This is a genomic window from Pseudomonas indica NBRC 103045, assembly GCF_002091635.1.
GTDB classification, from domain to species: domain Bacteria; phylum Pseudomonadota; class Gammaproteobacteria; order Pseudomonadales; family Pseudomonadaceae; genus Pseudomonas_M; species Pseudomonas_M indica.
The window spans coordinates 1-25,130 of record NZ_BDAC01000007.1 but is presented as its reverse complement, the minus strand read 5'-3'; the positions used below and the strand labels follow the sequence as shown (position 1 = coordinate 25,130).

25 protein-coding genes are annotated in these 25,130 nt (G+C 65.0%); 7 read left to right on the top strand and 18 right to left on the bottom strand.

Annotation, left to right across the window (positions count from 1 at the left end; translation table 11 throughout):
• Window positions 1-214 precede the first annotated feature (214 nt).
• Both rhlE1 and yedA read right to left on the bottom strand, forming a co-directional pair.
• Window positions 215-1,564, bottom strand: a complete 1,350-nt coding sequence (gene rhlE1 / locus PIN01S_RS10360) for an RNA helicase RhlE1 (protein WP_084335587.1) — start codon at window positions 1,562-1,564, stop codon at window positions 215-217.
• A gap of 85 nt (window positions 1,565-1,649) precedes the next feature.
• The gene (yedA, locus tag PIN01S_RS10355; RefSeq protein ID WP_084335586.1) at window positions 1,650-2,558 is read right to left on the bottom strand and encodes a drug/metabolite exporter YedA; all 909 of its coding nucleotides are present in this window, start codon (window positions 2,556-2,558) and stop codon (window positions 1,650-1,652) included.
• Between the two features lie 164 nt (window positions 2,559-2,722).
• Between yedA and PIN01S_RS10350 the strand changes: the two genes are divergently transcribed.
• The gene (locus PIN01S_RS10350; protein WP_084335585.1) at window positions 2,723-3,193 is read left to right on the top strand and encodes an Lrp/AsnC family transcriptional regulator; all 471 of its coding nucleotides are present in this window, start codon (window positions 2,723-2,725) and stop codon (window positions 3,191-3,193) included.
• Window positions 3,194-3,350: 157 nt separating this feature from the next.
• Here PIN01S_RS10350 and PIN01S_RS10345 read toward each other — a convergent pair whose 3' ends face one another.
• From PIN01S_RS10345 to PIN01S_RS10320, 6 genes are all read right to left on the bottom strand, one after another.
• Window positions 3,351-4,577 carry an RNA polymerase sigma factor gene (locus PIN01S_RS10345; protein ID WP_084335584.1) on the bottom strand — a complete coding sequence of 409 codons (1,227 nt, stop codon included), beginning with the start codon at window positions 4,575-4,577 and terminating at the stop codon, window positions 3,351-3,353.
• 21 nt (window positions 4,578-4,598) lie between these two features.
• A complete protein-coding gene (locus tag PIN01S_RS10340) occupies window positions 4,599-4,958 on the bottom strand; it encodes a YciI family protein (protein ID WP_084335583.1) in 360 nt (119 codons plus the stop codon).
• A 107-nt stretch (window positions 4,959-5,065) separates the two neighbouring features.
• On the bottom strand, window positions 5,066-5,518 hold the full coding sequence (locus tag PIN01S_RS10335; protein WP_084335582.1) for a YybH family protein: 453 nt from the start codon (window positions 5,516-5,518) through the stop codon (window positions 5,066-5,068).
• A 25-nt stretch (window positions 5,519-5,543) separates the two neighbouring features.
• Window positions 5,544-6,350, bottom strand: a complete 807-nt coding sequence (locus PIN01S_RS10330; RefSeq protein ID WP_084335581.1) for a DUF899 domain-containing protein — start codon at window positions 6,348-6,350, stop codon at window positions 5,544-5,546.
• A gap of 129 nt (window positions 6,351-6,479) precedes the next feature.
• Entirely contained in the window at window positions 6,480-6,836 is a 357-nt protein-coding gene (locus tag PIN01S_RS10325; protein WP_084335580.1) for a YciI family protein, read from the bottom strand.
• 97 nt (window positions 6,837-6,933) lie between these two features.
• Window positions 6,934-7,407: an NYN domain-containing protein gene (locus tag PIN01S_RS10320; RefSeq protein WP_084335579.1), complete on the bottom strand. Its 474-nt coding sequence runs from the start codon at window positions 7,405-7,407 to the stop codon at window positions 6,934-6,936.
• A gap of 105 nt (window positions 7,408-7,512) precedes the next feature.
• Between PIN01S_RS10320 and PIN01S_RS10315 the strand changes: the two genes are divergently transcribed.
• Genes PIN01S_RS10315 through PIN01S_RS10305 form a run of 3 tightly spaced genes read left to right on the top strand, consistent with a single transcriptional unit; the run spans window position 7,513 to window position 9,284 of the window.
• Window positions 7,513-8,070 carry a cysteine hydrolase family protein gene (locus PIN01S_RS10315; RefSeq protein WP_084335578.1) on the top strand — a complete coding sequence of 186 codons (558 nt, stop codon included), beginning with the start codon at window positions 7,513-7,515 and terminating at the stop codon, window positions 8,068-8,070.
• On the top strand, window positions 8,067-8,588 hold the full coding sequence (locus PIN01S_RS10310) for a YbaK/EbsC family protein (RefSeq protein ID WP_084335577.1): 522 nt from the start codon (window positions 8,067-8,069) through the stop codon (window positions 8,586-8,588). Before PIN01S_RS10315 ends, PIN01S_RS10310 begins: the two co-directional genes overlap by 4 nt.
• A gap of 33 nt (window positions 8,589-8,621) precedes the next feature.
• Window positions 8,622-9,284 (top strand): YciC family protein, encoded by a 663-nt coding sequence (locus PIN01S_RS10305; RefSeq protein WP_084335576.1) that lies wholly within the window; start codon window positions 8,622-8,624, stop codon window positions 9,282-9,284.
• A gap of 2 nt (window positions 9,285-9,286) precedes the next feature.
• Here the strand turns inward: PIN01S_RS10305 and rimI are convergent, their stop codons facing one another.
• The 7 genes from rimI to PIN01S_RS10270 all read right to left on the bottom strand — a co-directional run bounded on the left by rimI (window position 9,287) and on the right by PIN01S_RS10270 (window position 16,198).
• Entirely contained in the window at window positions 9,287-9,739 is a 453-nt protein-coding gene (gene rimI / locus PIN01S_RS10300) for a ribosomal protein S18-alanine N-acetyltransferase (protein WP_084335575.1), read from the bottom strand.
• Complete coding sequence (locus PIN01S_RS10295) at window positions 9,736-10,533, bottom strand: energy transducer TonB (RefSeq protein WP_084335574.1); 798 nt, start codon at window positions 10,531-10,533, stop codon at window positions 9,736-9,738. The genes rimI and PIN01S_RS10295 overlap by 4 nt, the downstream gene beginning before the upstream one ends.
• Window positions 10,530-12,077: a 2-isopropylmalate synthase gene (locus tag PIN01S_RS10290; protein WP_084335573.1), complete on the bottom strand. Its 1,548-nt coding sequence runs from the start codon at window positions 12,075-12,077 to the stop codon at window positions 10,530-10,532. Before PIN01S_RS10290 ends, PIN01S_RS10295 begins: the two co-directional genes overlap by 4 nt.
• A 157-nt stretch (window positions 12,078-12,234) precedes the next feature.
• Complete coding sequence (locus tag PIN01S_RS10285) at window positions 12,235-12,741, bottom strand: DUF6160 family protein (protein WP_084335572.1); 507 nt, start codon at window positions 12,739-12,741, stop codon at window positions 12,235-12,237.
• An 11-nt stretch (window positions 12,742-12,752) separates the two neighbouring features.
• Window positions 12,753-14,297 (bottom strand): hypothetical protein, encoded by a 1,545-nt coding sequence (locus tag PIN01S_RS10280; RefSeq protein ID WP_244506019.1) that lies wholly within the window; start codon window positions 14,295-14,297, stop codon window positions 12,753-12,755.
• Between the two features lie 13 nt (window positions 14,298-14,310).
• Window positions 14,311-15,414 carry a DUF6160 family protein gene (locus PIN01S_RS10275; protein ID WP_084335570.1) on the bottom strand — a complete coding sequence of 368 codons (1,104 nt, stop codon included), beginning with the start codon at window positions 15,412-15,414 and terminating at the stop codon, window positions 14,311-14,313.
• Window positions 15,415-15,586: 172 nt separating this feature from the next.
• Window positions 15,587-16,198 carry a hypothetical protein gene (locus PIN01S_RS10270; RefSeq protein ID WP_084335569.1) on the bottom strand — a complete coding sequence of 204 codons (612 nt, stop codon included), beginning with the start codon at window positions 16,196-16,198 and terminating at the stop codon, window positions 15,587-15,589.
• A gap of 282 nt (window positions 16,199-16,480) precedes the next feature.
• Here PIN01S_RS10270 and mksB point away from each other — a divergent pair, with 282 nt between their 5' ends.
• From mksB to mksF, 3 genes are all read left to right on the top strand, one after another.
• Window positions 16,481-17,722 (top strand): Mks condensin complex protein MksB, encoded by a 1,242-nt coding sequence (gene mksB, locus PIN01S_RS10265; protein WP_084335568.1) that lies wholly within the window; start codon window positions 16,481-16,483, stop codon window positions 17,720-17,722.
• A 98-nt stretch (window positions 17,723-17,820) separates the two neighbouring features.
• The gene (gene mksE / locus PIN01S_RS10260; protein WP_084335567.1) at window positions 17,821-18,510 is read left to right on the top strand and encodes an Mks condensin complex protein MksE; all 690 of its coding nucleotides are present in this window, start codon (window positions 17,821-17,823) and stop codon (window positions 18,508-18,510) included.
• A complete protein-coding gene (mksF, locus tag PIN01S_RS10255; RefSeq protein ID WP_084335566.1) occupies window positions 18,507-21,344 on the top strand; it encodes an Mks condensin complex protein MksF in 2,838 nt (945 codons plus the stop codon). Before mksE ends, mksF begins: the two co-directional genes overlap by 4 nt.
• Before the next feature lie 100 nt (window positions 21,345-21,444).
• On the opposite strand, the gene PIN01S_RS10250 is transcribed toward mksF, so the two are convergent.
• Genes PIN01S_RS10250 through PIN01S_RS10240 form a run of 3 tightly spaced genes read right to left on the bottom strand, consistent with a single transcriptional unit; the run spans window position 21,445 to window position 25,019 of the window.
• On the bottom strand, window positions 21,445-23,757 hold the full coding sequence (locus tag PIN01S_RS10250) for a PqiB family protein (RefSeq protein WP_084335763.1): 2,313 nt from the start codon (window positions 23,755-23,757) through the stop codon (window positions 21,445-21,447).
• Window positions 23,750-24,373, bottom strand: a complete 624-nt coding sequence (locus PIN01S_RS10245; protein WP_084335565.1) for a paraquat-inducible protein A — start codon at window positions 24,371-24,373, stop codon at window positions 23,750-23,752. The genes PIN01S_RS10250 and PIN01S_RS10245 overlap by 8 nt, the downstream gene beginning before the upstream one ends.
• On the bottom strand, window positions 24,360-25,019 hold the full coding sequence (locus tag PIN01S_RS10240; RefSeq protein WP_084335564.1) for a paraquat-inducible protein A: 660 nt from the start codon (window positions 25,017-25,019) through the stop codon (window positions 24,360-24,362). The genes PIN01S_RS10245 and PIN01S_RS10240 overlap by 14 nt, the downstream gene beginning before the upstream one ends.
• Between the last annotated feature and the right edge of the window lie 111 nt (window positions 25,020-25,130).

The window sequence follows — 25,130 nt, the reverse complement described above, 5'->3', positions numbered from 1 at the left end:
CCCACAGAAGCTGGCTCGGGCTTGCCCTTTCATTTGTAGGAGCGAGCTCTGCTCGCGAAATGCAGTCACGCAAAATCTTCGCCAGCAGAGCTGGCTCCTACGGAGAGCAGTCTGCCGTAGGGGCGAAGTTATTCGCCCGGCGAGGGTGGGTTGGGCGAATGAATTCGCCCCTACAAAAGCCGGGGCCGCGTGGCACATGGAATGAGAGTCACCCTCAGCCCGGTTTTTTCGGCCCCTTGCGCGCGCTCGGTTTGCCGAAGCCGGGCATCTTGCGTACCGCCTTCACCGCCGGCTTCTCGCTCTCGTCGAACCAGTTGCCGAGATGGATCTTGCCCTTGCCGGTCGCACCTGCACCGGGCACCGGCTTCTGCTTGGGCTTCTTCGGCTTCTTCAGGACCTGTCCGTCCAGGGTGGTCTGCGGCACCCGGTGATCCGGGCTGAAGCCCGGCTCTTCGCGGCGCGGCAAGACCTGTTTGATCAGCGTCTCGATGGCCGCGAGCAATTGCACTTCGTCGGCACACACCAGGGAAATCGCCTCCCCCGTGGCCCCGGCACGGCCGGTACGGCCGATGCGGTGCACGTAGTCCTCGGCGACGATCGGCAGGTCGACGTTCACCACCAGCGGCAGATCGTCGATATCCAGGCCGCGCGCCGCCACGTCGGTGGCCACCAGCACCTGCACCTCGCCCGCCTTGAACCGCTCCAACGCCCGCAAGCGCGCCGGTTGCGGCTTATCGCCATGGATCGCATCGGCCGACACGCCCTGGGCCTGCAATTCGTCCACCAATTGATCGACACCCTTGCGCGTCTTGGCGAACGCCAGCACCTGGCCCCAGCGCTTGTCCTGCAACAGATGCAGGAACAGCTCGGCCTTGCGCTTCTTATCCACCGGGATCAGCCACTGCTTGACGCTCTTCGCCGCCGCGTTGCGCGGGCTGACCTCGATGGACAGCGGGTCGCGCAGCAGCTCCTTGGCCATTTGCCGGATGGCGTCGGAGAAGGTGGCGGAGAACAGCAGGGTCTGGCGCTTCCTCGGCAACGCGCAGAACAGCTCGTCCAGCTCGCGGGCGAAGCCGAGGTCGAGCATGCGGTCGGCCTCGTCCAATACCAGCGCCTGCAACTGCTCGAAACGCACGGCGTTCTGCCGATAGAGATCGAGCAGCCGGCCGGGCGTCGCCACCAGCACGTCGATGCCCTTGCGCAACTTCATCATCTGCGGGTTGATGCTGACGCCGCCGTACACCGCATAGCTGCGCAGCGGCAGGTTCTGGCCGTAGACGCGGAAGCTCTCGTGAACCTGTTCGGCCAGTTCGCGGGTCGGCACCAGCACCAGAGCACGCACCGCATTGCTCGCCACCTGCGGCCCTTCCAGGGTCAGGCGCTGCAACAGCGGCAGGGCGAAACCGGCGGTCTTGCCGGTGCCGGTCTGCGCCGCGGCCATCAGGTCGCGGCCCTTGAGCACGGCGGGAATCGCCTCGGTCTGGACCGGGGTCGGCTGGCGGTAGTCGAGGGTTTCCAAGGTCCGCAGCAGCGGATCGATCAGGCCGAGGGAGGCGAAGGTCATGGCAGGTAACCGGAGGGAGTAAAAACAAGCCGCCAGTTTACCTGCCTCTGTATGGTGAGGGGTGGGAAGTGAGGAGGGAGGGGTATCAGGTACTCGCCTCGGCTTCCTTCAACTGCTTCTGTTGACGCCACTGCGGTACGCCGATCAGCACCACGGCGCTGACGATCACGGTCATGGCCAGCCACTCCTCCATGCCGATGCGTTCGCCGGCGAAGAGGATACCCAGCACCACCGCCACCACTGGGTTGACGTAGGCATAGCTGGTGGCCGCCGCCGGTCGGACGTTCTTCAGCAGATAGAGGTAGGCGCTGAACGCAATGATCGAGCCGAACACCACCAGGTAGGCCAGGGCGCCCCAGCCCGCGGCGGTCGGCAGCTCGGTCATGCGCTCGCCGCTGAGCGCGCTGGCGATCAGCAAGGCGACGCCGCCGGCGAGCATTTCCGCCGCGCTGGCCATGGGGCCGGCGGGCAGCGGCAGGTGCTTGCTCCACATCGAGCCGAAGGCCCAGGCCGCCGCCGCGAACAGGATCAGGCCGGCACCCAGCGGGCTGCCTTGCAGGTTGGAGCCGAGGTTGAGCAGGCCGATGCCGGCCAGCCCAAGCACGATCCCCGCCCACTCCAGGCTGCTGGTGCGCTGGCCCCAGATCAGCCCGAACAGCAGGGCGAACAGCGGTACCGTCGCCACCGCCAGCGCCGCCACCCCGGAAGCCACGCCCAGGTGCTCGGCCACCGTCACTCCGCCGTTGCCGCAGCTGAGCAGCAGCACGCCGATCACGGAGGCGGCCTTCCATTCGCGCCAGGTCGGCGCCGGCACGCCGCGCCAGCGCAGCCAGGCGAACATCAGCGAGCCGGCGATGACGAAGCGAACCCCGGCCATCAGCATCGGAGGCCAGGACTCCACGCCGATGCGGATCACCAGGTAGGTGGAACCCCAGATCAGGTAGAGGGCGAAAAAGGCACCGAGCAGGATCAACGGGAAGCGACGCGCAGGCATGGGAAGGACTCGACCGTGCAGGTAATCAAAGGGTTATTCTAGGCAAGGCCATCGCGGGAAAATAAGCACAGAACCTTGCTTAAACAGCGATACAGCTTTGTAAAGCAAGGAAATGGAGCCCCTTTGCCTTGCATTCGAAATCAGCCCTTGCATCGGGAATCGTCATGGACAAATACGACCGTCTATTGCTCGCCGCGCTGCTGGAAAACGGCCGTGCCTCCTACGCCGACCTGGCGCGACGGGTCAATCTGTCGGCCCCGGCGGTGGCGGACCGGGTCGCCAAGCTGGAGGCCAGCGGCGTAATCACCGGCTACCACGCGGCCATCGACATGGCGAAGATCGGCCTGCCCATCGAATGCCTGATCGAGCTGCGCATCGCCGACCACGAATCCCGCCGCACCCTCGAAGCCCTGGCGCAGATTCCCCAACTGACCTTCTGCCACCGCATCACCGGCGACGCCTGCGTGATGATGAAGGCGGCGGTCGGCTCCATGCCGGAGCTGCAGGATTTGCTCGACCGGCTCAGCCAGTACGGCGCCAGCAAGACCTCGCTGATCCTCTCCACTCCCTTCCAGCGCCGCCTGCCGGCGACCTTGCAGAACGGCAACGGGCAGGAGAAGCGGGGTCAGGCGTGAGGCCGTTGCCGCGATAGGCGAATAAATTCGCCCCAGATTGAGCGCATGCCGGCCCCGCTTCTGTAGGAGCCAGCTCTGCTGGCGAGGCTTCTGCGCTGCCCATTTTCGCGAGCAGAGCTCGCTCCTACACAGGCACCGCCGACTTGCAGGGGCGAACTCATTCGCCCAACTGCTGCAAGCGCCGCTCGAGAAACCGTCGCTCCGGCTCCTGGCGGGCCAGCGCCAGCGCACGGCGGTAGGACTCGCGGGCCTCGGCGTTGCACCCCAGGCGCCGGCAGAAGTCCGCGCGGGCGGCATGGGCAAGGTGGTAGTCGAGCAGCTCGCCCCGGGCGAACAGACGCTCGACCAGCGCCAGCCCCGCCTCCGGCCCGTCGCGCATGGCTACGGCCACGGCGCGGTTCAGCTCTACCACCGGCGACGGCGTGACGCGCGCCAGCACGTCGTAGAGCCCGACGATCTGTACCCAATCGGTGGCGGCGGCATCCTCCGCCTCGGCATGCACGGCGACGATGGCCGCCTGCAGGGTGTACGGCCCGAAGCGCCGTGAAGTCAGGGCGCGCTCCACCAGCGCCGAACCTTCGGCGATCAACTCACGATCCCAGCGCGAACGATCCTGGTCCTCCAGCAGCACCAGTTCGCCGTCGGCAGAGGCGCGTGCAGCACGGCGCGACTCGTGCAACAGCATCAGTGCCAGCAGCCCCATCACTTCCGGCTCGGGCAGGAGTTCGAGCAGCAACCGGCCAAGCCGGATGGCTTCGCGGGACAGATCGGTGCGTGTCAGCGTCTCGCCGGACGAAGCTGAATACCCCTCGTTGAACACCAGGTAGATGACCCGCAGCACGCTGTCGAGCCGCTCGGGCAGTTCGTTCAGCGCCGGCACTTGATAGGGAATCCGCGCGTCGCGAATCTTCGCCTTGGCGCGCACGATGCGCTGGGCGATGGTGGACGGCGTGGCGAGGAAGGCGTGGGCGATTTCCTCGGTCTTGAGATCGCATACCTCGCGCAGGGTCAGCGGCACCTGGGCATCCGCCGGCAAGGCCGGGTGGCAGCAAGTGAAGATCAGACGCAGACGGTCGTCTTCCACCGCCTCGCCGTCCCACACCTCCGCCTCGTCGCCCGCGTCGAGCTGGTCGGCCAGCAGCGCCAGCGAGGCGTCGAAACGGGCGCGCCGGCGCAGGTTGTCGATGGCCTTGAAGCGCCCCGCCGAGACCAGCCAGGCTCGTGGATTGGCCGGCACGCCGTCGCGCGGCCACTGCTCGACGGCCGCGGCGAAGGCATCGTGCAGTGCCTCCTCGGCCCGGTCGAAATCGCCCAGCAGCCGGATCAGGGTCGCCAGCACGCGCCGCGACTCGGCCCGGTAGACGGCGTCGATGCTTACGCTCATGAAGTCCTCGTTGCGCTCGGTTCAGCGCTGCGGCAGGTCGCGCACCGGACGGACCTCGACGCTGCCCAGGCTGGCCGGCGGAATCTTCGCCGCCACCTGGATCGCCTCGTTCAGGTCGCGCGCTTCGATCAGGTAGAAACCCGCCAGTTGTTCCTTGGTTTCGGCGAACGGACCGTCGGTGATGTCCGGTTGTCCATCCTGCCGGATGCGCAGCGTCCTGGCCATCTGTACCGGTTGCAAACGCTCGCCGCCGAGGTAGTGGCCGCTGGCGCCGAGTTCGTCGCTGTAGGCCAGGCAGCGCTCGGTCAGCGCCTCCCGCTCGCGGGCGGGCATGGCATCCAGCGCGTCCTCGTCGCAGTAGATCAGGCAAAGGTATTTCATGGGCGTCTCCTGGGAATCTCCGTTTTCCTGTCGCGGATGAATCCGCCCCTACAGAACCTCGGTAGGGGTGAATTCATTCGCCCGAATGCACGTCAAGCATGCGGACCTCAGGGCTGCAGCTTGAACAGGGTTTCCCCGGTCTTCATGTCGAACGGTGCCGAGAAGTGATCATGGGTGATCTTCCACTCGCCGCCGATCCGCCGCCAACCCACGGTGACGCGCATCCAGCTACCCTGCTCCTCGCCCTTCTCGTCCGTCCCGCCGCAATAGCAGAGGTAATGGGCGAGGCCAAGATCGCCACCGGTCTCCACCTGTAGCTGATCGATCTTGAACTGCATCGATCCCTGGGCTGGGCACTGCTCCATGCACGCCTGCCAGTGCGCCTTGTAGGCCGCCTTGCCCTTGAACTGCAACTGGGCGACGGCATCGAAGGCGCGGACATCGTCCGCATAGATCTGCATGATGCGCTCGACATCCCGGCTGCGCACGGTCTCGGCCCATTGCTCGGTCAGTTCGCGGATGCGGGCCTGGTCATCCAGGGTACGGTCTGCTGCGGTCATGGTCGTTTCCTCCTGAATTGTTGGTTCATTGCACGATGACGTTGCGTTTCGCCGCGGCGCTCTTGCCGCCGGCCTGCCCCGGTTGTGCGGCGCCAGCGCAGCAGCTTTCGGTCGCCGCGGCGCCTTCGTAGCGGTCGTGCAGACGCACCCAGTCCATGGTCGATCGTTCGTTGCGCCCCTTCGGCGTGAAGTCGAGGTAGTTGTGCGCGCCAAGCAGCAGGTCGAGGCCACGGGCGTACGTGGAGTACGTATGGAAAATCTCGCCCTCGGGATTACGGTAGAACACGCTGAGGCCGGGCATGTCCTCGCCGATGTCGCTGCGTGCCTCGCCGTTGTAGAGCGCCCGGCCCGAGGCGATTTCCTCGGCGCTGAACTGCACGCCGAAGTCCCGGTTGAAGTCGCTGCCGGCCGAGGACAGCCAGTCGAAGCGCCAGCCCATGCGCTTCTTGAACGGGGCTATCTGTGCCCAGGGCGCCCGCGAGACCGCCAGCAGGGTGACGTCGTGGTGAGCCAGATGCAGGTTGGCGCCGTCGATGTGGTCGGCGACGAAGGAGCAGCCGTGGCAGCCCTCTTCCCAACCGGGGGCGAACATGAAGTGGTAGACGATCAACTGGCTGCTCCCGCCGAACAGGTCGGCCAGGCTCTTCACTCCGTCCGGTCCTTCGAAGCGGTAGGGCTTGTCTATTTTCACCCAGGGCAGCCGGCGTCGTTCGGCGGCGACTTCGTCTAGCTGATGGGTAATCGCTTTCTCCCGCTGCAGGAGCTGGCGACGGGCGGCCCGCCATTCCTCCCGCGATACGACGCGCGGCTGTTCAAGCGTGTTTGCGTTCATGCGGAGTACTCCTCGGTTGTGGCGGACGGTGCTCGGCACGGTTACGCCGCGCAATCAACGCAGCGGCCCCGCCCGCGGTGGTGAGCCCGGCACTGGCCAGGGCAATGGAAGCGAGACAGAGGGGACACATCAGGCCAACCCCAGCGGCCGGACCGGCCGTACTTCGATGCTGCCGACACGCCCCTGGGGAATGCGTGCCGCCAAGCGGATCGCATCGTCGAGGTCGCCGGCGTCGATCAGGTAGAAACCGGCGAGCTGCTCGCGGGTGTCCACCGATGGCCCGTCGGCCAGGGACAGCTTGCCGTTGCGCAGGCGCAAGGTGGTGGCGCTCTCGGCCGGCTGCAGCGCCTCGCCGGCGAGCATCCGGCCGCTCTGCCGCAAGCTTGCGTGGTAGTCCAGCCAGACGCCCTCGATGGCCGTCAGTTCGGCGGCCGGCACGGTGTCGAGGAGCCTTTCCTCGACGTAGATGAGGCAGAGGTATTTCATCGTCGTCTCCTGAACGAGGGCTCGATACCTCTAGTCGTTCGGAAGACACGCAGATCGACAGGACCGGCGAAAAAAATTTCGCCGGCGGACGGACGGTCTACAGCAGCAGGTTGGCTTCGATCGGCTGGTAATGGTCGGAGGCCCGTACCAGCGACTGCGCGGTGAGCCCCGGCACGCCGTAGACGCGGGTGCGCACCCCATGCCGACGCCGGACCTGCTCGAGCAGCAGGTCGAAATCGCCATCGCCGGAAGCCAGGACGATCTCGTCGACCCGTGGCGCGGCGTCGAGGACGTCGATGGTGATACCGACATCCCAGTCGCCCTTGGCCGAGCCGTCGCTGCGCTGGATGAACGGCTTGAGCTTCACCTCGAAACCGAGGTTGCGCAGGATCTGCTGGAACTGCCGCTGCTTGGCGTCGCCGCGGTCGATGGCATAGGCGTAGGCTTCGACGATCTGCCCGTGGCTGCTCACCTCGTTCCAGAAGGCCGCATAGTGGAAATGCCGGCCGTATACATGGCGCACGGTGTAGTAGAGGTTCTGCACATCGGCGAAGACTGCGATTCGATTCACCGGCGACTCCTGGACGGGGCGAGCGGCGATTATGCGCTCATTCGGGCGTCTGTGTTCTGCGCCGGTTCCTGCTTTTGCTAGGCTGGCGGTCTTATGGAGATATCAATGCACCACCCCATCGCCCTGATCATCATCGACATGCAGCGCGGCATCCAGCAACTGCCGGAGCGCAGTCGCAACAACCCGCAGGCCGCCGAGCGCATCGCCGTGCTGCTCGCCGCCTGGCGTAGCGCCGGCTGGCCGGTGGTGCACATCCGCCATATCTCTCGCGAGGCCGGTTCGGTGTTCGCGCCAGGCCAGCCGGGTGTGGAGTTTCATCCGCCGCTGGCGCCGCTGCCCCACGAAGCGCTGTTCGAGAAGAACACCACCGACGCCTTCCTCCACAGCGGCCTGGAGCGCTGGCTGCGGGTACGCGGGATCGAGTCCGTCGCCCTCGTCGGCGTGGCCAGCGAGAACTCGGTGGAAAACAGCGCCCGGACCGCCGGCAACCTCGGCTTTCGCACGCTGGTGGCGGAGGATGCCTGCTTCACCTACGCCAAGACGGATTTCGCAGGTACGCCGCGCAGTGCCGACGAGGTACATGCGATGGCTATGGCCAACCTGCACGGCGAATACGCCAGGGTACTGGACAGCGACACCCTGCTCGGGATGTTGCCGCAATGAGCCTCGCCGCCTTGCGCGCGCGCAACCTGGCGCTGCTCACGGAGCACCGGGTCCCCTTCCGCGAGGTGGAACACGAAGCGGTGCTCGACTACCCCACCGCCCACGCCGTGCGCCAGCGTTTCGGGCTGCGCGGGGTGGAAAGCAAGAGCCTGTTCCTGCGTCTGAAAAGTGGCGGATACGCCATGCTGGTCACCCTGGAAGACGCGCGTGCCGACTGGGCCCAACTGAAAGCGCTGCTCGGCGCGCGACCTTCGGTTGCCAGCGACGACGAGCTGACTGCGCTGACCGGCTGCGTGCCGCAATGCGCCTGCCCGCTCGGCCACGCGGCGGGCATCGCGCTGGTGTTCGACCGGGCGATTCTCGATCACGATTACCTGCTCTATTCGCCGGGCCCACCCGAGCGCACCCTGGAGGTACCCACGGCCGGGCTGTCGCGCCTGCTGCCGAGCCTGCCCAATCGAGTTCTGTACTACCGCTCGTGCGTGCCGACGATTGGAGCCCATGCCGCCATCCGTTAAAGTGGCGCCCTGCTTTTTGCCTGCGATCTGCCGATGAATCCTCTGAACATCCTGCGCGACTCCTGGTTCTTCTTCAGCCGTAACCTGGTCGCCATCGCCTCCTTCTGCCTGCCCCTGGTCCTGCTCGAAAGCCTGGCGCAGTTGATGATCGGCGGCACTGGCGAAGAGCGGGCGCGGGTCTACGAAGTGCTCGCCAGCCTGCTGTTCTATCCGCTCTACACGGGTGCGCTGATTCTCTTCCTCGATGCCCGCAGCCAGGGCTACCGGCCGCGCAGCGCCGACCTCCTGGCGATGAGCCTGCGCCTGTGGCCGACGCTCGCGGTACTGGTGGGGTTGAGTACGCTGCTGATCATGCTCGGCGCCTCGCTGTTCCTGCTGCCGGGCCTGTGGCTGATGATCCGCCTGGCGTTCGGCGAGATTCTCGTGGTGCTGCGCAGGATGACGCCGCTGGCGGCCATGCGGGAAAGCTTCCGTCTGACTGCCGGGCGCCGCTTCTGGCTGGTGCTCGGTTGTGTGATGGCGGTGATGCTGCCGCTCTGGCTGTTCGACTGGTGGAGCTACCGCCAGCTCGGCGAGGAACCGGAAACCCTCGCCGCCGTTCTGCTGGACAGCTTCAACGGCTTTCTCCAGTTGTTCGCCAACGTGGTCCTGTTCCGCCTGTACATGCTGATGGAGAGCCGGCCGGCCGAGGCCTGAGGTCACTCGATCAGCGTACAGGCCATGACCAGGGCATCTTCCCGCCCACCGACCGCCGGGTAGTAGTCGCGGCGGCGGCCGATTTCGTTGAACCCGTAGCGTTCGTAGAGGCGGTAGGCCGGCTGGTTGCTGGCACGCACTTCGAGGAAGCACTCCCCGGCCTGGAGCTCGCGGGCGCGGTGCATCAGGTGCTCCAGCAGACGCAGGCCGAGTCCGCGCCCCTGGCTCTCCGGCTTGACCGTGATGTTGAGCAGATGGGCTTCGCCGACCACCACCTGGATCACCCCGTGGCCGACCTGTTGGCTGCCTTCGAACATCAGCCAGCAATCGTAGCTTTTCAGGCTGTCGAGGAAGATGCCCCGGGTCCAGGGGTGGCTGAAGGCGGCATATTCGATTTTCAACACAGCTTCGAGATCCGCCTCGGTCATGGGGCGGAACGACAACGCATCACTCATTCGCTACGACTCATCCAACGTTGACGCACCCGGCGCATGGCCTGCCAGAGTTCGGCCTTGCGGGCCGGTTCTTCCATCAGCATTTCCAGGCCCGGCAAGGCCCAGGCGGCGCCGAGCCCTTCGATCCGCAGCTCCCGATTGAACGCTTCGCTGTCCGCCTCGCCGGCGAAGCGCACGGCCGGCAGACCGACCAGCCACAGGCAGGCGCACGGCTCGCCTTCGTCCATCCGCGCGGCGACGAAGCCTTGGAGGAAGTCGCGCGCGGCATCCGGGCCCTGGTCCATGTTGCCGCGCACCAGCAGCGGCCAGCGCACCGGCTCGCCGATCAGGCGCGGGCTGTCCGGCAGGCCGGCGGCGCGCAGCAGGTCCTTGAGCAACAGGTAGGCCGGATCGCGGCTCTGGAAGCTCTCGCCGTTTGGCAGTTCGACCAGCAGCAGGCAATCGCCGGCGCGCAGCAATTGCAGGGCGAAACGCGGGGGCGGCGCGGTCGCGGGTCGGGTGTCCTCCGCCGGGGCGGGCTCGTCGGCCGCCACCGGTTTCGCTTCGCCACGCGCCTGGGTGGCGGGCCGGGGAACCTCGATCCTCGGCCGTTCGGCCGGAGTGGGCACCGTGGACGGAGCGGCGGACGGCGCCGGGGTCTCCACGACCGGGGCGGCGGCGACCTCCGGCTCGGGCGCTGGCGGCTCGAACAACTCGGGACGCGACGGCGCGGCGAACGGCAGCTCGCTGCGCGGCAGCCAACTGACCACCTGCATGGCGCCCAGGTAGGCGCGACGGCGAAGCTCGGTAATCAAACGTCAGCCACCTGCGGGTGCGCCTTCTGACCGGCCTGCATCAGGTTCAGCGCGTTGATGTAGGCCTTGGCCGAGGCGACCAGGATGTCGGTGTCGGCACCGTTGCCGTTGACGATGCGACCGCCCTTCTCCAGGCGCACCGTGACCTCGCCCTGGGAGTCGGTGCCCTGGGTAATGGCGTTGACCGAGTAGAGCTGCAGGTTGGCGTCGGAATTGGCAATGGACTCGATGGCCTTGAAGGTGGCGTCCACCGGGCCGGACCCCTGGGCGGTGCCCTGCTGCTCGCTGCCGGCGACGCTGACCACGATCTTCGCCTCGGGCACTTCGCCGGTCTTGGAGGCGACCTCCAAGTAGACCAGCTTGAAGTGCTCCGGCGCTTCCTCGGCCAGGGTGTCGGAGACCAGCGCCTGCAGGTCTTCGTCGAAGATTTCGTGCTTCTTGTCGGCCAGCGCCTTGAAGCGGGCGAAGGCGGCGTTCAGCTCGGCCTCGCCGCCGAGGGCGATGCCCAGCTCTTCGAGGCGGGTACGGAAGGCGTTACGCCCGGAGTGCTTGCCCAGCACCATCTTGTTGGTGTGCCAGCCGACCGACTGGGCGGACATGATTTCGTAGGTCTCGCGGTGCTTGAGCACGCCATCCTGGTGGATGCCCGACTCGTGGGCGAAGGCGTTGGCGCCAACGATGGCCTTGTTCGGCTGCACCGGGAAGCCGGTGATGCCGGAGACCATCCGCGAGGTACTGAGGATGTGCGGGGTGTCGATGTTGGTGTAGACGCCGAGCAGGTCCTGGCGGGTCTTGATGGCCATGACGATCTCTTCCAGCGCGGCGTTGCCGGCGCGCTCGCCGAGGCCGTTGATGGTGCACTCCACCTGCCGCGCGCCGGCCACCACTGCCGCCAGGGAGTTGGCCACGGCCAGGCCGAGGTCGTTGTGGCAGTGCACCGAGAATACTGCCTTGTCGGCGTTGGGGATGCGGTGCAGCAGTTGGCGGATGGTTTCGGCGTACTGGTGCGGAATGGCGTAGCCGACAGTGTCCGGGATGTTGATGGTGCTCGCCCCGGCGTCGATGGCCGCCTCGATGATGCGGCAGAGGAAATCCAGGTCGGAACGGCCGGCGTCCTCGCAGGAGAATTCGACGTCGGCGCACAGGTTGCGCGCGCGCTTGACCGCGTGGACGGCCTGCGCCACCACCTGCTCCGGCTGCATGCGCAGCTTGTATTGCATGTGGATCGGGCTGGTGGCGATGAAGGTATGGATGCGCCCGGAATTGGCCCCGGCCAGCGCCTCGGCGGCGCGGTCGATGTCGGCGTCCACCGCGCGCGACAGGCTGCACACGGTGCTGTCCTTGATGGTGTCGGCAATTGCCTTGACCGCTTCGAAGTCGCCAGGGCTGGCGATGGCGAAACCGGCTTCGATCACGTCCACCCGCAGCCGCTCCAGCGCCTTGGCGATGCGCAGCTTTTCTTCCTTGGTCATGGAGGCGCCGGGGCTTTGTTCGCCGTCGCGCAGGGTGGTGTCGAAGATGATGACGCGATCGTTGTTGCTCATGGGTTCTCCTCATGGCCCCGCCTTGCGGGCGGATGGGCTCGGGCTGCCGGCACCATCGCTCGTGACGATGGCACTCAATAGCGGAATTGTGGCTGGAAACGCGGCGGGCGGAAAGGCCGTCGCTACCGGACGGTGCGACGCGGGGCCGGAGATAGGCTCAGGGTGCGGCGAAGAAATATAGGTTGCCGTGCAGGCGCACCTCGCCGTTAGTGCTGTAGGTCAGCAGATCGGTCTGGCGGAACCCCGCCTGGTCGCCGCGCGCCTGGTTCGAGCTGCCGAGGGTGAAGCGGGCGTTTTCGAAGCGCGCCTCGGTCAGTTCCAGGCGCAGGGCCTGGCCGTTGAATTGCGCGCCTTCGCCGGCGAAACCGCTGTCGATGGTTACGATGTCCAGCTTCAGGCCCTCGAAGCTGAAGGTGCCGAGGATGTTGTCGACGACGATGAAGCCGTCGCTGTGCCCCGGCTTGATCGCCACCCGGGCACCACAACCGCCGGCGCAGCGGGTCAGCGCCGGGTTGGGCGCGAAGGTCAGGTTGGCGCTGAGACTGATGCCGTCCTGGCCGGTCACGTCCTGCAGCTCGCCCTCGTCGAGCGGCCGTAGCTCGGCCTGCGCCAGGGCGGCACCGACGAGCAGGAACAACGGCAACAGCGCTTTCGCAATCGTCATCTCGATCTTCCTCAGCGAGGCAAGCTCACCGTGCGGACGTCCAGGTAATCCACGCGCATCCCGCGCACCACTTGCGAGCCCAGGTCGACACCGCCGATGTTCAGGTTGCCGATGCTGATGTTGCTCTTCGGCACCTGCTGGTAAAAAGCCTCGTGGTTGGCCCAGGTGACGCCGGGCAGCGACAGGCGCAGCTCGCCGTCGGACAGCACACCCAGGCTGAGCGGCTGCAGGGTGCCGTGCCCGAGGTTGATGTCGAAGTAGAGGTTCTTCGCCACGGCGCGGTTGGCATCGGAGCAATTGCGACAGCCGCCGATGATCAGCTTGTCGGCGTACATCTGCAGGCTGGTCTCACCCACCAGGCCGCTGCTGTCGCCCCAGAGGTTGAGGTAGGCGCCGTGCAGGCTGAAGCCTTCCAGATTGATGGAAAAGAAGTCGGTTCGGGTGGAGGTGGCGCCCTTGGTCGCACCGCTTGCGGCGCCGCTGTAGGCGGTCGACGGCAGGGTGAAGGTGGCTTCGATGCCGATGTCCAGCCCCTTGACCCGGGTGCCGCCGTTCTGCAGCGAGGTGGCCACGATGACCAGTACGCTACGGTTGTCCTGGGTCTTCTTGACCCGCCCGGCCGCGCAGCTCGGCTGCTGCTGGGTGGGGGTCCCGCAGAGGTTGGAAAACTCGTCGTAGTCGGTGGCCCGCTGGTTCAGCGTGTAGCCATCACGCTCCGTGTTCCAGGCCTCGGCCAGTGATTTCTGCGCGGCGGCCAGCTCGCTGACCTGCTGCTGATAGGCGTCCACCGACTGGTTGTAGGCCCGCGCCGCGCTGTTGATGCAGATGTTGCCGCAGCCGTACTTCTCGCCGAACGCCGGCTTCGGGTAGAACAGGTCGGCCGTGGAAGGTGCGGCGGCATAGCGGGTCTGCATGGTGCCGTAGGCGCTCTGCACATCGCTGGTTTCCGTGGCCACCTGCGCCTGGCGCTGATAGACCACTTGCATGTCCTGGTCGATGCCGCTCTTGAGGGTAAGGAAGCCGACGCTCTGGTAGCGGGCGAGCAACTGGTCGCGCTGGCTCTGCAGCTTGTTCAGCTCGACGTCGATGTTGTTCACCGCCTTCTGCGGGTCGGTACACCCGGCCTCACCGTACAAACAGCCCTGGTAGTAAGACCAGAGGCCGTACTGATGGGTGTCGTTGAGCGGATCGGTCCAGGTCGGCGTGTGCAATTGCAGCGCCTGGCCGCCCGCCGGCAGGGTCGGCGCCTTGGCTCCGCTGACCACGCCGAGGGTGAACGGATGCAGCGGCGAGCCCAGGCTGGCTTCGGTATCCAGGGTGCCGCGCTGGCTGCCTTCGCCCTTGATGTAGGCCCGTTCGAAGTCGATCGCCAGCGGGTTGCCCTGGGTGTCCTTGAGGCCGGTGACCCGCGCGGTGGCGCTGCCCTGGTCGTAGTAGAAGTTATCCAAAAAGAAGCCCACCCCGGCGCCGCTGATTTCGCCCAGCTCCCGGTCGTCCAGCGCCTCCATGGCCTGCCCCGCCCCCGCCAGTGCCAGGAGCGCCAACCCTGCGATCATGGCCGCCCGCATCTCAGCAACCCTTGCCCTGGCCCATGCAGGTCGGTACCCGCGCGGTGCCGTTCAGGGCTTCGTAGAGCGACACGATGAACGGGTACATCGCATTCGCGCCCTCGCCGGTCTTGGCGAAGTTGGCGAAGGCGCCGGACTGGGTTTCGACGAACCTGGCGTTCGCCGCGGCCAGGTCCTGCCAGGGCACGTTCTGGTTCTGCAGGGAGAAGAAGATGCCCTGGGCACCGCCGAGGTTGAGGTCGGTCTGGGTGCGGTCGCCGATGAAGATGCTCTTATAGTTGAGCAAAGCGAAGCAGGCCGGCAGACCGGAAGCCTTGCAATCGCCGTTGTTGGCAGCGATCAGCGGCAAGATGCCTTTCAGCAGCGCGTTGTCGGTCTGGAAGGAGTCGCCCTTGGCCACGCCGATATCGGTCGCACGGTTGATCGGCTGGCCGTTGATGGTGGTTTCGCCGGTGCCGCTCTTCACCAGTTGAACCTCGCTATAGATTTCGGTGTCGCCCGCTAGACTCAGGGCCAGGCAGTTGAAATCGAAAGCGCAGGTCAGGCTGTTCAGGCCGTTCTGCTGCATGTAGTACTCACGTGCGGTGGACGCCGAGCCGGTCACCAGCCCCTGCATCACCCCGGTCAGCGAGCGGATGTCGCCGGACAGATCGCCCCGGGCCCGGCCGAAACCCAGGCGGATGCCGGCCACTTCGCGCACGCCCTGGGCGTTTACCTTGAAAGCGAACTCGACGTAGGGGTCGCGGATCTGGAACGGAGCGATGGTGGCGTCCGACGAGTTAGCGTTGTCGATCCGCCCGAGCGCGAAGTTGTCGATCCAGATGTCCGCCGGCTGGTTGGAGACGGTGTTGGCGCCCGACCGGCTGTAGTTGCCCAGGCGCAGCTCATCGATGTTGGTGAGCAGGTCGATGTCGGCGCCGATATTGACCCGCGTGTACTCGAAGCCGCCATAGGTCAAGCCATCCAGGGTGATCATCGCCTGGCCGGTGACCTCCGCCAGTTCGCTGTCGGCCATGGGCCTCAGCTCCGCCTGGGCGAAGCAACTGATGAGACAGCCGCAGAACAAGGCGAGCGCACGCTGGGCGAACGGACGAATCGGGCGCATGGCGTATTCCTGTTGTTATTGTCGGCCTGCAGACAAGCGGGCCTCTGTTCGCACTATAGAAAGACGGACGCCGATCCGGGCCGACCCATAGTCGAGAAATTCGCCGCGCTTCGCTCTCGGTCGCACCGAGACGCTGGGCAACCTGTTACCCATCGCCACAGCGGCGGAATACTCAGCCCTGGCGGAACAGCCCGATCAGATGATCGGCGATGGCCGCCCTGATCGCATCCACGGTCAACGGCGCGATGTGCGCGAGCTTCGCCGGATTGATCCGGTGCAGATGCAGCGAGGGCATGCGGTCTTCGTATTCGCGCAGGTCGCCCTTGATCAGCACCGGCAGGAAACAGTCGTTCTTCGCCTGGTAACGCTGGATCAGCAGCTTCAGGCCGTCCTGGAAGGGCAGCTCCTTGGAGGCCGCCAAAGGGTGTTCGCCGGGCACCTTCAGGTACAGGCCGGTGTGTCCCATGGTTTCGCCGGGGAGAATGTGTACGCCGGTGGGCTCGACCGCCTCCACGGGAATGTCATGGAAGGTGTCGTACCAGGCCTGCTCGTCGGGCAGGATGGTGATGCTGCCGTGCTCCTCCTCCGGCACCACGAAGCTGTAGGTGCTGTAGAGCTTTTCCACGTAACCGGAGTAGACGCAGAGACGGTTCTCGAAACGCATCAGGAAGGCGATCGCTTCGCTGCGGTTGCCGATGGCATCCAGGTCCCAGGCCAGGTCGCCTTGGCGTTCGAGTTCGGCCCAGCGGGCGGCAGCATAGGCGGCAGAGGAGGACGAGGACATGGCGTACTGATCGTAAGGAAATCCTTACCCGGTAACGCAGAAAGCATGCCAAACCCGTGACATCGTAAGGCCAGCAGTAATACGTGAAGCAGCTCAAATTTCATTCTTGTAGCCTGTCGGATTCTGCCAAATTTCGTCACTTTTCCCGGTATTCACTTGGCCCAGCCTTTGGCCTCTGATCGGTTGAAGCTCAATCGCTTGGGCTGACCTGAAGTACAATCGCCGTTTTTGCAAAAACCGGCCGGACCCGCTCCGGCCGAGCGCGGAGTTCTGGACAGAGACATGATCGATCCCAAGCGCGTACTGCGCGCCCTTGCCGAACACTGGACGTTGCTCGAACCGCTCTGCGAACGCTTCGATACCGGCACCCTGAGCCTGGCCGAGCTGCGCATCCAGCTCGGCGCGCAACTGGCGGACGGCACACCCACCGACATCACGGCCTTGCTCGACCAGTGGATTCGCCTGGACATCCTGGTGCCGGTGGCGAAGAGCCCGAACCGCTTCGAACTGAACGCGCAGATCCACGATTTCCTCGCCTACCTGCGCCGCGAGCACCGCCTGGGCCTGTGCCTGGAGATCGAAGCCTACCTGCGCCACCTGGAGCGCCTCGCCGGCTACATCCAGGACGCCTTCGAAATCCGTGACGGCAACGATCTGGCGCGCCAATTGCGCCTGCTCGATATGCGTGTGCGCGACGTCCTCAAGAAGCTGGCCAACGACGAGCAGGCGCTGATCGGCGTGGCCGAACGGGCCAAGACCAGCGACCGGCAGATTCCCCTGCGCCAGCGTTATGCCGAGGTCCTGGCGACCTGGGACGAGTACGTCGAACCCATGATTCAACTGGTCTCCGCCGACGGCGCCTTCGAACAGGGCGTGCGCCGCGTCGAGCAGGTGCTGCTACGTTTGCTCGGCGAACAGCAGCGCCTCGGCCAACTGGTGGACGACGACCTGCTGCTGCGCACCCACGCACGCATCCTGGAAATGCAGACCACCGCCCAGCTCACCTTGCGCAAGGCCCGCGAACTGTTGCTGCCGTTGCGCGAGGAGGCCCGCCGGCACAATGCCGTGACCCGTGGTGCCGCGCTGGCCCTCTCGGTGATCCGCAAGAAGGGCCTGGATGCCGTGCCGCAAGCGGCACTGCCGCTGTTCACCCGGCCGCAGAGCACCTACCTGGGCAATGCGTCGCAGGTCGAAGCCTACGTCTATGCCCTCGCCCGCTTCGAGCCGAAGCCGGCGCAATTCCCCAAGGCCAGCGGCACCCGCAAGGGCTCGACACCCCGCGCACCGCGCACCGCACGGGAAATGATCGAACGCTGCGAACAGGCCCTGCCGCTGCCCGACCTGATGGTCTGGCTGCTGGAACAAGAGCCGGATGGCGCCACCGACGAGTTGCTCTACTGGTTCTCCCGGCTGTCGCGTGACGGCCGCTTCCAGCGCGAACGCCTGGAGCGCCGCGATTACTTCACCCGCGAGCACCAGGTCAGCCTGAGCTCCTATGCCCTGGTGGGACGCCCCCATGAATAATCCATGTAGAGAGCGGACGCCGCGCCGCCCCCTGCAACTCGAACTTGCGGTGAAGAACGCGTCGCGCCTTCACCCTACGATCCTGTGCGAGTGACCGCATGAATATCGATCTGAAAGAAATGACCCAGCTGGCGCCGATCTTCCGCGAGCTGTTCAAAGGCTACCACCTGTCGCGCAGCGAACCGGAGTGCTACGCCCAACTGTCCACCCTGCAGGACCAGTACCGTGCCCTGTTCAAGGCGCTCGGTTTCGAGCTGGTCTGCGATCCGCGCGGCTTCTACTACTTCGTCCCCGAGCAAGTCGGCCCGCAGGTGAACAAGACCGCCCAGCGCCTGGCGCTGTTCACCTTCATCATGGTCGAGCACCTCGCCGACCAGGGCCGCGACCCGCTCGCCGTCCTCGACGGCGGCAGCATCGGCCGCCACGAATTGCCGGCCCTGCTGGACAAATACCGCGACCTGTTCCTGCAGGCCGAAGTGACCACCCAGGAAGAGCTGGAGGAAAAGGTCATCCGCCGTCTGACCCAGCTCGGCTTCGCCGAGGACAGCAACGGCATCTACCGCTTCCTCCCGCCCATGCACCGTTTCCTCGATGTCTGCCTGGCGGTCCAGCACGACCGCGACCTGGCGGCCAGCCTGCACAGCAACGAACTGGCGCTGCCGGCTCCGGTGCTGCTGGACGACGACAGTGGCGAAGAGATTGTCGCCGTCGAGGGCGATGAAGTCGAAGAGAGCGAAGAAGACGCACTGGCCCGCGCCATCGCCGAAGAAAAGGAGCTTGAAGCATGAGTCAGGAACGCTACGGCATCCGCCGCTTCGCCCTGCTGAACACCGCCGGCTACAGCCTCGGGCTGTTCCCGCTGGAAAACCCCTTGTCCGTGTATGGCGCCAACAACCTGGGCAAGAGCGCTTCGATCAACGCCTTGCAGTTCCCGATCCTGGCGCGCATGTCGGACATGAGCTTCGGCAAGTACAGCCTGGAGCAATCGCGCAAGTTCTACTTCGCCTCGGACACCAGCTACATCCTCGTCGAAGTCGCCCTGCCCCACGGCCCTCATGTGATCGGCGTGGCGGGACGCGGGCCGGGCGGTGGTTTCGGCCATCAGTTCTTCGCCTACGCCGGCTCGCTGGACCTGGATCACTACCAGAAGAATGGCACCTGTCTGCGCCAGAAAGAGCTGTTCAGCAATCTCGAGCGCGAGGGGCTGAAAGCCTACGAACTCAAGCCGGATGAGCTGCGCCGCCTACTGGTCGGCGGGCACACCTCGATCCCGCTGGACCTGACGCTGATCCCACTGCGCTCGACCAGCGAGCAGAGCCTGAAGACCTTCCGCGCCCTGTTCATCAACCTGCTGCACATGCGCGAGATCACCGCGGCCAAGCTCAAGCAATTGTTCCTCGATGCCTTCGAGCACAGCCTGCGCTCCGGCAGCGTCGATTACATCGCCGCCACTGAAGAAGCCTTCCGCGACGTGCGGAGGATGGAGCAGGACTACCAGGCGCTGGTCGCCGCCGGTCCGCTGGTCGAAGCGCTCGCCTCCGGCGTCGCCCAGCGCGAAATGCTGCGCGGCAAGTTGCATCGCCTTTCGCCCCTGCTCGACTCGCTGCTCGGCACTTGGCACGACTACTCCGGCGCGCGGCGCGAGGAGTTGGTGATCCAGGCCGAACACTACCGCCGCGAGCAGGACGGCCTGCAACAGGAGCAACGCGGTGGCACCGCCGAGCTGATGCGTCTGGAGCGCGAAATCAGTGAAATCCAGCGCTGGCTGGGCGAACTGGCGGTGCTAAAGAACCGCTTCGCGCTGGTCGATGACGTCAAGGTCCTGGAACAGCAACTGCTCGCCGCCAAGGATGCCCACGACGAGCTGGCCGGCGCCCTGGCGCAGTCCCGCCAGTTCTCCAGCGAAGATCTGGACGAACGGCTGCGCGACCTGGAAAAACGTCTGAAGTCGGTGAAGCAGCAACTCGATCACGCCGATAACAACAGCTATTCGCGTCTGCGCGAGGAATTCTCGCAGCAGGACGTCGATCGCCTGATGCGCCTGTTCAACGGCCAGTTGTTCAGCCTGCCGCTGGGCGAGAAAGGTATCCAGCTCGACGCAGGCGAGACTTGGGTGAAGTCCCTGGAAGCCATTCTGGGCGGCTTCAAAGGCAATCACTTCGAAGTGCCGGGCTTGTCCATCGACCTGTCCCACATCGAGCCGCCGGCACTGCAGGCCCTGGCCGACCGCGCCGCCCTGCGCGACCAGCGCGACCGTCTGGAGCGCGAGCTGAAACAACTGAAGACCCAGCAGGCGGTGGCTGCCGACCGCGCGGCGAGCAAGGCCCAGGCCGAACAGCTCTACCAGGCCGTGCTGGATGCCCAGAAGGCGCTGGAGGACTTCCGCCGCTGCCAGACGCTTTCTGCCGAGGAGGCCGGCAAGCTGGAACAACTGGCCCAGGCCGAATCCGCCCAGGACGAACTGAAGCGGGCCAGCGATGCCTTCACCGAGCGCGTCCAGCAGCTCTCCGCCAAACTGCAACTGGTGGGGCGTCAACTGGCGGACCTGGAAGCCAAGGAGCGCACTCTGGAAGACGCCCTGCGTCGACGCCAATTGCTGCCGGCGGACCTGCCCTTCGGCACGCCCTACACCGATCCGGTGGACGATTCGCTGGATAACCTGCTGCCGCTGCTCAACGACTATCAGGACACCTGGCAGGCGCTGCAGCGGGTCGACGGGCAGATCGAGGCACTCTATGCCCAGGTGCGCCTGAAGGGGGTCGCCAAGTTCGACAGCGAAGAAGACCCCGAACGTCGCCTGCAGTTGCTGATCAACGCCTACGCCCATCGCCAGGACGAAGCCCTCACCCTGGCCAAGGCCCGGCGTGCGGCGGTCACTGACATCGCCCGGACCCTGCGCAATATCCGCAGCGACTACGACAACCTGGAACACCAGTTGGCGCTATTCAACCGCGAGATCAACAAGCGCCAGGTGTCCAACCTGCAAAGCTTCCGCATCATCCTGGCGCCGAACAAGGATGCGCTACGCCACATCGACCAGATCATCCACAGTGCCGGCCAGTACGAGGAAGGCGAGACCCTGTCGGTCTTCGACCTCACCCAGTCGGCCGAACAGGACGCGAAGAACGAAGAGGCCAAGGAATACCTGGCCCGCCTGGTGGCGGCCAACAACAACCAGTTGGGCCTCAAGGACCTCTTTGAGCTGGCGTTCGAAATCACCAAGGTGCACGGTCAGCCGGTGATCCACACCGACATCGATGGCGCGGCCTCCAACGGTACGACCATGACCATCAAGGCGCTGACCAACATGTACCTGTTGCTGCACCTGATGGACCGCGAACAGGCTGGCCGGGTGCGGCTGCCCTACTATCTGGACGAAGCGGCGGACATCGACGAACGCAACCAGCAAGCGTTGATCGAAACCAGCCTGCAACTGGGTTTCGTACCGATCCTGGCCTCGGTGAAGCCGCAGGTATCGGCCCATGTCGCGATCGACCTGGAGGGCGGCAGTGGGCCGAACGGTATCTATATCGACGAAGCGGACTGGAAGTTCATCAAGCGCCGCGAGCAGGCCAGGAACGAAACGGCCGAAGCCGAAGAAAAGGCCGGCGAACCGGCCTGAGACGTGGGCTGGAGGATTCGTTGCGGCGAATCGCTCCAGCCAAGACGAGCAATGCGCCATCGGCCGAGCTGCCGGATGGCGCACACACCGGTATAGGCATCTACCGGCCGTTCGACTCCTCAAGCGCAATCTTCGGCGCCCACAGCAGCCATTCCTCCTTCGCCTCGCTGAACAGGGCGAAGGTTTGTCCCGGCTTGGCTGGCAACCCCATCTGTTCACCCTCCGGCGTGGCGAAGGCGATCCCCCCCTCCAGCAATGCCTCGACGGATTCGGTGCGCACCGATGCGCCCTTGAACAGCCCGAAGTCGAAGCCGAAGCCGCTGGCGTTCCAGAAGCGGCTGCCACTGCGCACCAACGGGGTGTAACGCGGCTCGATGAGGATACGGACCAACACCCTATCCGCGTTCGGTCCCAGTTCGTAGCCCGTCACCCGCCCGACGGTCACCTCTCGGTAGGTGACAGGCACGCCCGGCTTGATCGAACCCCGACGGGGCGCACTCAGGACCAGCTCGAGCCCGCTCTCCCGGGCCGAAAGCGTCGGGGCCTGGGGCAAGGCGGTGAATCGGGTCTGCCGCGCCGCGCCTCTGGCTGCCGGCATGACCTCCAGGTATTGGCCACTGACCAGGGTCTCGAGGTTCGCCGTACGGACCAGCCCCAGTTCCGGCTTCACCACCCAGAACTGTGTGCCGTCTCGGGCGATACGCTCGGCCGCCTCGGTTATCCGCGCCCTGAGCACCACGGCCTGCATGTCCTCGGTCAACTCGACGCTATCGATCCTGCCGACGTCGAGGCCCTTGTAGCGGATCGGAGTCCCCGGTCGAAGCCCATCTCCGCTTTCCGCGCGGATCTCAATCTCGACGCCCTGTTGCAAGGCGCTGTCGCGGTCGTCATACAGCTTGAAGCGCTGAATGCGCTTGCCAGACGGCGCTTGCGGGTCGGGCGTTTCAAAGGCGACGCCACCCGCCAACAGGCTTTGCAGCGACTCGCTCTTCACCTCGATACCCGACAGCCCCCCGCTCAAGCGAATGCCGCTGGCGTTCCAAAAGCGTGTCGAACTGTTCACCAGGCTGCTGTATTCCGGCTCGATGTGGACGCCGAGCACCACCTGCTTCTGGTCGCGGGAGAATTGGAAGCTCTGCACCGAACCGACCTTGACCTGCTTGTACAGAACCGGACTGCCGATATCCAACGACCCCAGGTTGTCGCTGAAGAGCACCAGATGGAGCCCCGGAGCTCCCAGGTCCAACGGCGGGGCCTTAGCTCTCGCGACGAAGTCGCGCTTGGGCACGCCTCCTTTTTCACCGGGGCGCACGGCGATGTAGTTACCCTTCACCAAGGCTTCCAGCCCGGTAATCCCAGCCAGCGAAATCGACGGCTTGACCACCCAGAACTCGGTCCCATCGACGAGATAATCCTCGGCCAGAGGGTCCATGGTCAGTTCGGCCGTCGCACTGTTCAGCTCCGGGTCGACCTTGAGCGTCTTCAGGGTCCCTGCCTGCAACCCCTTGTACATCACCGGCGTGCGTCCAGCCTCGAGCCCCTCGAAATCGGTCAGTTTCAGCCTGACCCGGATGCCCGCCTGGGCGGCGTCGAAGTCTTCGTAAAGACGAAACGGAATGCTCGGATCGGTCGGAGGGCTATCACTACGATTCTCCGGCGTGGCGAACGCGATACCTCCCGCAACGATGCTGGCCAGGGACTCGCTGCGGAACTTGACCCCCGACAGTCCGGCATCGACGGTGATTCCGCTGGCGTTCCAGAAGCGGGTATGTTTGCGAACCAGACTGGCGTAAGTCGGTTCGATGTAGACCTTGATCTCCACGGTGCGCTGGTCATCGGCCAACACGTAATTCTTCACCTTGCCGACCTGGATCTGCTTGTAGAACACGGGGCTGTCTCGGTTCAGCGAGCCCAGGCGCTCGGCCTTCAGCGTCAGGTGGAGTCCCGGAATCTGATCGGACAATGGCGGCGCCTCCGAGAGCGCCTTGAATCTCTTCGCCGGCTCCCCGCCCCCCGGGCTTGCAGCGATGTAGTTGCCGGAGACCAGCGTCTCCAGACCGGTGATACCCGCCAATGTCACGCTCGGTTTGACCAGCCAGAAGCGGGTGTCGCTGCGCAGGTAGGGCTCCACCTCCTTGTTCATCTCCAGAGTTGCGACTACACCTCGGTTATCCCCCTGTTCGTCCAGGGCCAATGCCACAACCTTACCGATCGGCATGCCTTTGTAGATCACTTCGGTCTTGTTGACCTGAATCCCTTCGCCACTGTCGAAGAGAACCTGGATTTCGATGCCCGCCTGATTATAGGCGCGCCAAGCCAGCCATCCGCCAATGAGCAGAGCGATCAACGGCAATACCCAGATCGCCGACCAATTCGAAGCCGGCCGGGTTCTGGCAGTGGGCAAGTCAGTCATGGTCGTCATCCGACTCCGTGTTATCCCAAATCAAGCGTGGGTCAAACGTGATGGCAGCCAGCATGGTCAGCACCACCACGCTGGCGAAAGCTACGGCACCGAAACCGGCCTCAATACTGGCCAAGCTGCCGAAATTCACCAACGCCACCAGGATGGCGATGACGAAGATATCCAGCATCGACCAGCGACCGATCCATTCGATGAAACGAAACATCAGGATGCGCTGCCGGGCAGATAGTGGCTGGTGGCGCTGTACCGAATAGAGCAGCAGGGCAATCCCGACCAGCTTGAACGTCGGCACCAGAATACTGGCGATGAAGACCACCGCGGCGATGGGCAGCATGCCGTACTGCACCAGGGTGACCACACCGGACATGATGGTATCGGGCTCGCCCTTGCCGAACGAATTGACCGTCATGATCGGCAAGGCATTGGCCGGTATGTAGAGAATCGCGGCAGTGATCAATAATGCCCAGGTTCTCGCCAGGCTGTTGGGACGCCGAGCATGCACCCTTCCGCCACAGCGGGTACAGAACTGCACATCGCTGTCCGGCTCCTGCCGATTCAATTGATGGCATTCCGGACAAACCAGTATGCCCGCATCAATGGCTCGCATCGGCATCCTCTCCGGAAAGCGCTTCCCATATCTGATGAGGCGACATTGTCACCTCCAGCCAGACTTGGACCAATAACAAACCAATGAAACACGCCAGACCGACGCCGATGCTGAGGTCGGCCAGATCCTTGAGCTTGACCATCGCCACCAGAATGCCCATCAGATAAACCTCGAGCATTCCCCATTCACGTAGGTGGTGGTAGATCCGATAGATCAACAGGCCATAGCTACGTCCGATATCCCAACGAATGCTCAGTAATACGAATAACTGGCACAGCAGCTTGAGCAACGGCACGCCCATGCTGCAAAGGAAAACCAACACCGCGATACCTTGCATGCCACTGTTATACAGGGCGAGCACGCCGCTCCAGACCGTGTCATCGGCACGCTGCCCCAACAGATTCAACTGCATGATCGGCAGGAAGTTGGCCGGCACGTAAAGCAACAGCGCGGCGAGCGCCAAGGCCAGACTTCGCCGTACGACCTGATGTCGATGGGTTAATAACTCATAACCGCAGCGCGGACACTCGGCTCTCTCACCATCGATCAGCTTCGGTTTGCGCATGAGCAGATCGCACTCATGACAGGCGACGAGTTCCTCAAGGGATAACTCCGATATGTCGCGAGTATCGAGCGAGTCGGGCATGAATGAGGCTCTGAAAAGGTGCCGGGTATTTTAGACGAGCGGGAGCCAGCCCTGTCTATCCGTGACTCCATCCGTGACGGCGGTCGAGTGTTGCAGCAACTTCCTGTATGA

Coding starts and splice junctions, on each gene's coding strand:
- rhlE1 (WP_084335587.1), bottom strand. CDS start 1,564: ATGACCTTCGCCTCCCTCGGCCTGATCGATCCGCTGCTGCGGACCTTG.
- yedA (WP_084335586.1), bottom strand. CDS start 2,558: ATGCCTGCGCGTCGCTTCCCGTTGATCCTGCTCGGTGCCTTTTTCGCC.
- PIN01S_RS10350 (WP_084335585.1), top strand. CDS start 2,723: ATGGACAAATACGACCGTCTATTGCTCGCCGCGCTGCTGGAAAACGGC.
- PIN01S_RS10345 (WP_084335584.1), bottom strand. CDS start 4,577: ATGAGCGTAAGCATCGACGCCGTCTACCGGGCCGAGTCGCGGCGCGTG.
- PIN01S_RS10340 (WP_084335583.1), bottom strand. CDS start 4,958: ATGAAATACCTTTGCCTGATCTACTGCGACGAGGACGCGCTGGATGCC.
- PIN01S_RS10335 (WP_084335582.1), bottom strand. CDS start 5,518: ATGACCGCAGCAGACCGTACCCTGGATGACCAGGCCCGCATCCGCGAA.
- PIN01S_RS10330 (WP_084335581.1), bottom strand. CDS start 6,350: ATGAACGCAAACACGCTTGAACAGCCGCGCGTCGTATCGCGGGAGGAA.
- PIN01S_RS10325 (WP_084335580.1), bottom strand. CDS start 6,836: ATGAAATACCTCTGCCTCATCTACGTCGAGGAAAGGCTCCTCGACACC.
- PIN01S_RS10315 (WP_084335578.1), top strand. CDS start 7,513: ATGCACCACCCCATCGCCCTGATCATCATCGACATGCAGCGCGGCATC.
- PIN01S_RS10310 (WP_084335577.1), top strand. CDS start 8,067: ATGAGCCTCGCCGCCTTGCGCGCGCGCAACCTGGCGCTGCTCACGGAG.
- PIN01S_RS10305 (WP_084335576.1), top strand. CDS start 8,622: ATGAATCCTCTGAACATCCTGCGCGACTCCTGGTTCTTCTTCAGCCGT.
- rimI (WP_084335575.1), bottom strand. CDS start 9,739: ATGAGTGATGCGTTGTCGTTCCGCCCCATGACCGAGGCGGATCTCGAA.
- PIN01S_RS10290 (WP_084335573.1), bottom strand. CDS start 12,077: ATGAGCAACAACGATCGCGTCATCATCTTCGACACCACCCTGCGCGAC.
- PIN01S_RS10285 (WP_084335572.1), bottom strand. CDS start 12,741: ATGACGATTGCGAAAGCGCTGTTGCCGTTGTTCCTGCTCGTCGGTGCC.
- PIN01S_RS10280 (WP_244506019.1), bottom strand. CDS start 14,297: ATGATCGCAGGGTTGGCGCTCCTGGCACTGGCGGGGGCGGGGCAGGCC.
- PIN01S_RS10275 (WP_084335570.1), bottom strand. CDS start 15,414: ATGCGCCCGATTCGTCCGTTCGCCCAGCGTGCGCTCGCCTTGTTCTGC.
- PIN01S_RS10270 (WP_084335569.1), bottom strand. CDS start 16,198: ATGTCCTCGTCCTCCTCTGCCGCCTATGCTGCCGCCCGCTGGGCCGAA.
- mksB (WP_084335568.1), top strand. CDS start 16,481: ATGATCGATCCCAAGCGCGTACTGCGCGCCCTTGCCGAACACTGGACG.
- mksE (WP_084335567.1), top strand. CDS start 17,821: ATGAATATCGATCTGAAAGAAATGACCCAGCTGGCGCCGATCTTCCGC.
- mksF (WP_084335566.1), top strand. CDS start 18,507: ATGAGTCAGGAACGCTACGGCATCCGCCGCTTCGCCCTGCTGAACACC.
- PIN01S_RS10250 (WP_084335763.1), bottom strand. CDS start 23,757: ATGACTGACTTGCCCACTGCCAGAACCCGGCCGGCTTCGAATTGGTCG.
- PIN01S_RS10245 (WP_084335565.1), bottom strand. CDS start 24,373: ATGCGAGCCATTGATGCGGGCATACTGGTTTGTCCGGAATGCCATCAA.
- PIN01S_RS10240 (WP_084335564.1), bottom strand. CDS start 25,019: ATGCCCGACTCGCTCGATACTCGCGACATATCGGAGTTATCCCTTGAG.